A 6016-nucleotide genomic window follows, 5' to 3' on the forward strand; every position below is an offset into this window, starting at 1 on the left:
AGTCATGCATAATGCGGCAGAACATCAAAGAAATTCTAAAAAATCGATTTCTTTTGCTAAGCAGGCAGGTATTTCCTCGCTTTTATTTATTGTATTGGTTGGTTTCTCGCTGACTGTTTTAACTGCTGGCTATATGTCTTCTATGCGCAATTTGCAGTCGAGTGCGACAACTGCACATGCACAGACTCAAGCACAAATGCAGGCAATGATAGGTTATCAGGCACTGGCTGAATTCTTAAAAAATCAACCGTTAGCAAATATAATCAAGATCCAACAGGGTAATATCACCAAAAGTGGTACAACAATTCATTATGAAAAAGCTGCATCGTGTGCAGTTAATCACTATTGCTTTGATGTCATCGGTAAAAGTGGTGGAGCAAGTGCGGTTCTCAGAGCAAATTTTGAAATCATTGATCAATTAAGTAAGACAACGGCGACAGGTTCAATATTTGCAGGTGGTTTAAAAGTAAATAGTAAAGATACCATCAGTGGTGATGGGGTTACTATTACAGTTAAAGATAAAAAAATTGTTGATAATAGTGGGAAAACTCTTAATGATCAGTTAACAGGTATTACAGTCGAGAAATATGAACCTACAAGTTTCATAGATTCGGAGGTATTAAAACCTTATGCTAATTATGTTTTTTCAAAAGACAAATGTGAGAAACAAAATCTTTTAAGTACAGGGAATAATACGCCTTCTGCTAAAGAAAGATTTACTTGTACTGATTTTAATGGAATTAGTTTTTCGGGTTCAGAATGGACTGTGGATACATCGAAAAATATCCCGGCTGGAGTGTTATGGTTTGAAGAACAAGTTCAAGTCAAGATCACTTCAACTCCTTTGGTAAGTTCAATTATTAGTAAAACTGGAATTGAATCTACAATTCCAAATGGTAATACCAAACAAAGTTATTATGCTTACGCGCCTTTACCTTATAAATTGGTTCGTAATAATGCTGTCATTACAAAAATTTGTGGAGTAAGTCCTGCTATTCCCTCTCAGTATTGCAATTCTGATGGGACTTTAAAAGATGCAGAAGAGTTGAAAGAGTTCCCAGCTAATATTGGTAATATCCTATTTATGACTAATGGTACTGTTGAACTTGATTCTGGCAATCTAGGTGGAAATGGTAATAAAGAGGATGCCAACTCTGTTGATTTTTTCGGAAATATTATAGCTTCAAAGGGTGCGGGTGGCACTGGTAAAGCATCTGGGAAATTCGTGGGTACTGGTATTATTAAAATTCAAGGCAATATTATGATTACTGGTGAAACAGATGTTACCGAGATGAACGGTAATATTAAACTTAAACTTTTAGGTGCTGATGATGCAAGTTCCGCTTTGCCAGGATATATAAAGTCATTTACCACCGGAACGATTCGCTATATGTAATATGGAAAACCACTTCAACTGAAGTGGTTTTTTATTCTCTTATTAATATGGATTAGGCAATACATTATGCTGTCCAATCATATAATAATATTGAGCCAGACTTAACATCTCCGCATCCTCCTCACTATTCCCATACGCATAAATCGTCTCAAAATCTGCAAGCTTAATGACTTCTAAAACCCGTAATTTCTTTTGCATACAACTACAGTCCGGTGTCAGATATTTACCTGTCAGTTTTCCATTTTTCATTTCAACTTTGGAGCAGATTAACTCTATATTTAAAGCCTGAGCAATTATTTCAAGATATAGGTCAATGGTTGCAGAAACGAGGATAACTTTATGTCCCAATTGCTGATGTTGTTTTAATTGTTTGAGTAAAGAAGGTTCAAGGCTTTTTAATATTTTACCTGCATACTGTTGAGCCAAAGGGTAAATTTTTTTGAGATCACAGCCTTTAAACATGGCCGAATATAGCTTGGGGCGCATTTTATGGGCAGGGTACAGCTTAAGATAATATGCCATGATCCAGGGCAAAACTTTTATACCACGCTTGAGAATATGCCGTTTGCCCAGACTGTAGAAAATAAAGCCGGTAAAACTGTCATGCTCATACAGGGTTCCATCAAAATCGAATAAGGCTAGATTTTTATATTTTTGGCTTTTTGCATGCATGTGGTATATCGCCCGTTGACCCGAGTAGCAAACCAGTTGGTATTATAATCACGGCTGAGTTTTGGCCCGGAAATTACCACCTCTGGCATCATCGCATAAAATGGTGCTTTGCCAGTTTGTTCCTGATACAGTTTTAATAAGGCGCGATACGAGGCGGTATCTTCAAAATCCTGCTCTTTTTCTTTTTTCAGATCGGAGCGGATTTGACGTGGGGTGAGCACAATATTATGTTTGGCAAAAACACTAATCAGCTCGCGTTCAGATTGACTCTTGGCACTGCGAACACCGCCATCTTTGCTATAGAGCAGTAAATCACCATCTAGAGATAATTCGGCTTCGGTTAAATCATTGAGCATGCTCTGAAAAGCGGCATTACGGCTGGAATACATACCCGAGTTATAATCGGCAAAGCGATATAGCGGTTTATCATAGTCGGCCGGATACATCATCAGACGGTGAATACCATAATACAGGCCACCATATTGGCTGTATAAATCGGTGCGTAATTCTGCAATATTGCCGCCTTGGCGTTTATGTTCCTTGGCATAGCTGATATGCACCTGCATCGAACCTAAAGTGGTAATCGGATTCAGCTTTTCTCCGATATTTTGACCAAACAGCTTGGCGGCGCCGGTCAGGGCCGACACATGATAATGCTTGGCCATATAGTCAAAAATTTCACGATAAAGTTCATCCAGTTCCCGTTCGGTTTTGACCCGGCGCATCTGGCTTAAATAGTTATCTTCCGGGCTTGGATGGTTTTTCAGTACATCCTGAAAATAGCCGGCAATGGTGCCTCCAATGGCTTCACCGAGTTTATCTTTAAACTTCTCGTCTAAGCGTTCCTGGACTTCTTTAACCGCTTTTTCACCTAAACCATAAACCTGCGGATCGGCAACAAAGTTGGATTCCTGATCGACCACGGCGACAATGGTACACATATTTTCCTTGGTCTGCGGAATACCCAATTGTTCACTAATATCGTAAATATCTTTGGCCCATGAATCACGATCTTTCACGCGGGAAGGAATTAGTCGTTTGATCTGATCTGCATCTAGACTTGGCTCATCGCCTTTATTCCACCAGGCGCTGTCGCCACAGGCAGCTAAACTTAAAGATAACGCAATCAGGCTTAAAGGTTTGATTACAGATGACAGGAAGGTGTGTTTCATAAACAGGAAAACTCGGTCCAGACGGGTCAGCCTACAGGGCAGATGAAGTATACAGAAATTCGGCTATACAGGTGTGAATATATATGTATACGGCCTACGTTGCACTGTCAATTTTTATCTGCAAACAGTCAGAGAATTGAGTAGCTCAAAAAAGTGAATAAGTGTGGAATTAGATACTGAATTCTATTTCAAAATAAAGTGCTGATTTTAACTTGATGATCTTCTGTTATTTTAAGAAAATATTTAAATAAATAAGGGAGATGCTGTATAAAATCATCTGAATTATTTTTTAAAATATTATCTGTTATTTTTTAATGATTGCAAAATTTTCTAATCAAAATAAAGGGAATTATTTTAGCGTAGAACCGTGGTTATTTTAGTGTGTATTTTAAATAAACCTTGTGTTTAGCAAATATAGAGCGTATAAAGCTAACTCTCCTTTGCGGGGTGGAGCAGTCTGGTAGCTCGTCGGGCTCATAACCCGAAGGTCGTTGGTTCAAATCCGGCCCCCGCATCCAACTTTTAATGCTTATAGTGATTGAATATTTGTCCATAATTGTGAGAATTGGGACAGTGAAAAGTTTAAAATAATCAAATTTGATTGTGTTTTTATCCGATTTTTGAAAGATGAAATTTTAATAAAATTGAACAGCTTTCTTAAATGATCACCTAAGCTCATATAATGAGTCAGTTATGTTGAATAATGTAGAAAATTGGCAGTTGGCCACTGCAGTCAATGGTCAGGAAATTTTTGTAAAAGTAATGCCGCTGAAAAAGAAGCAGCGCTCGAGCCAGGGTTTTATCTGGGTGGAAGTCGGTAAAATGATTGAGCTTCAGTCCGGACAGCAGGTAGAATTTAACCTGGATGGTAAAAGTTTTTATATTGCTTTAAATCAGTTATATAAATTGAATTAATTTATTTTTATTGCATTCAGAACAGAAGTCTGTATAGTGGTCGTGAACTAGAAGAATTACTATTGTTTCAGCAAATCTTTTCCCTCCGTCGTTTTTTAATATCCTTCGTAGTATCAGATTTTTAGTTTCAAAGTCATTTTCCAGTTAATTATTGGTTTATCTATGACCAATTTAAAAGTTTTTTAATACAGGATTATCTTATGTCAAATACAGTTACTGGTACTGTGAAATGGTTTAATGAAACTAAAGGTTTTGGTTTTATTCAGGCAGATTCAGGTCAGGACGTTTTTGCTCATTACAGCGAAATTACCAACCAGGGCTTCAAAACTTTACATGAAGGCCAGCGCGTTGAATTTACCATCGTAGCGGGTAAAAAAGGCGACCAGGCCAGCGGTATTACTGCAATCTAATTGCCGGTTTCCCTGCAAAAAGCTCATCTTCTGATGGGCTTTTGTTTTTTAGCATCTGCTAAAAACAGATGTGCTGTGGTTGGTACAGATGCATAGAAATTTTAGTCAGAAGGCTTTAAACTAGCCCGGTTTTTAGCGCCGTATCCAGTTTTCTCCCATCTGAAAGATTCGCTGCGCATTTTCTGTTTCCCGAGGTTCCTACATTGAGTTCACATCCTGTCATTCAAGAACTGTTTGATCGTCCTATTGAGCGAAAGCTGTGGGTGGCACCAATGGCAGGCGTCACGGATCGGCCGTTTAGAACGCTGTGCAAATATTTTGGCGCAGGCCATGCAGTCAGTGAAATGATGACCTCGGACAAGACTTTGCGCATGAGCAAAAAAAGTCTGTATCGGGCCAATTTTGATGGCGAAATCGCCCCGATTTCTGCACAAATTGCCGGCTCCGATCCGGCTGACCTAGCCGAAGCCGCGCGTTATCAGGTGGCCAATGGCGCACAGATTGTTGATATCAATATGGGCTGTCCTGCCAAAAAAGTATGTAACAAGCTGGCTGGTTCGGCGTTGTTGCAAGATGAAGATCTGGTCGCCCGGATTTTAGATGCAGTCGTAGAAGCAGTCGATGTGCCGGTGACCTTAAAAACCCGACTCGGTTTTTTAAACGGTCAGGAAAATATTCTGCGTGTGGCCAAGCGTGCGGAGCAGGCCGGTATTGCAGCGCTGGCCCTGCATGGTCGTACCCGCGAAGATATGTACCTGAACACGGCGCGTTATGAGTTAATCAAGCAGGTTAAGGCCGAGCTGAATATTCCCCTCATTGCCAATGGCGACATCGACAGTCCGGAAAAAGCTAAAATGGTGCTGGATTATACCGGTGCAGATGCGATTATGATTGGCCGTGCGGCACAAGGCCGTCCCTGGATTTTCCGTGAAATTGCCCATTATCTGACGACCGGTGAGCATTTGGCCGCACCGAGTATTGAAGAAGTCAAACAGGTATTGCTTGGGCATTTATCTGAACTTTATAGCTTTTATGGAGAATATTCAGGCTGTCGTATTTCACGTAAACATATTGCCTGGTACACCAAAGGACTGCGTTCTAGCAATGAATTCCGCCAGAATATGTACCGTGTGGAAAGCACGGCCGAGCAGTATCAGGTGGTGGAAAACTATTTTAATCAACTGTTAGAACATGGCAACATCATGAGTGATGTGCAGGTTGAGCAGGTGAATCTGTTAGAAACCAAATAATTAAATATCTATCATAATTGTGGCGCTTCAGAGCGCCATTTTTTATCCCCGACTTTATCAAATGGAGCGTAAACCTCTGTCTTTCAGGTCAGAGATATAAGCGACACGACATGAAATGTCGTTTAATTGCTAAAAAACAATATTTCAAGCCTAATATGAGCTAATATAAGCCCATGAAAACACTTAAATTACGTATAAAAG

The 6016-nt window shown here is 39.8% G+C and carries 6 protein-coding genes and 1 tRNA gene; 5 read left to right on the top strand and 2 right to left on the bottom strand.

Going from position 1 to position 6016, the window contains the following annotated elements; all coding sequences use genetic code 11:
• The first annotated feature begins 4 nt into the window (after positions 1–4).
• On the top strand, positions 5–1396 hold the full coding sequence (locus VF685_RS10550) for a hypothetical protein (protein ID WP_180074260.1): 1392 nt from the start codon (positions 5–7) through the stop codon (positions 1394–1396).
• Between the two features lie 42 nt (positions 1397–1438).
• Here the strand turns inward: VF685_RS10550 and VF685_RS10555 are convergent, their stop codons facing one another.
• Positions 1439–2068 (bottom strand): HAD family hydrolase, encoded by a 630-nt coding sequence (locus VF685_RS10555; protein WP_286385178.1) that lies wholly within the window; start codon positions 2066–2068, stop codon positions 1439–1441.
• The gene (locus tag VF685_RS10560) at positions 2035–3240 is read right to left on the bottom strand and encodes a DUF1615 domain-containing protein (RefSeq protein WP_075166918.1); all 1206 of its coding nucleotides are present in this window, start codon (positions 3238–3240) and stop codon (positions 2035–2037) included. Before VF685_RS10560 ends, VF685_RS10555 begins: the two co-directional genes overlap by 34 nt.
• Before the next feature lie 441 nt (positions 3241–3681).
• On the opposite strand from VF685_RS10560, the gene VF685_RS10565 reads away from it, so the two are divergent.
• The 4 genes from VF685_RS10565 (at position 3682) to dusB (ending at position 5815) form a co-directional block, all read left to right on the top strand.
• Positions 3682–3758 (top strand) — tRNA-Met (locus VF685_RS10565).
• 175 nt (positions 3759–3933) lie between these two features.
• Positions 3934–4155: a hypothetical protein gene (locus tag VF685_RS10570; protein WP_005178882.1), complete on the top strand. Its 222-nt coding sequence runs from the start codon at positions 3934–3936 to the stop codon at positions 4153–4155.
• A 200-nt stretch (positions 4156–4355) separates the two neighbouring features.
• Complete coding sequence (locus VF685_RS10575; RefSeq protein ID WP_005178879.1) at positions 4356–4565, top strand: cold-shock protein; 210 nt, start codon at positions 4356–4358, stop codon at positions 4563–4565.
• Positions 4566–4795: 230 nt separating this feature from the next.
• Positions 4796–5815, top strand: a complete 1020-nt coding sequence (gene dusB / locus VF685_RS10580; RefSeq protein ID WP_257219151.1) for a tRNA dihydrouridine synthase DusB — start codon at positions 4796–4798, stop codon at positions 5813–5815.
• Positions 5816–6016 lie beyond the last annotated feature (201 nt).

The organism is Acinetobacter sp. Brlt_5, from assembly GCF_051949055.1.
GTDB lineage: Bacteria > Pseudomonadota > Gammaproteobacteria > Pseudomonadales > Moraxellaceae > Acinetobacter > Acinetobacter indicus.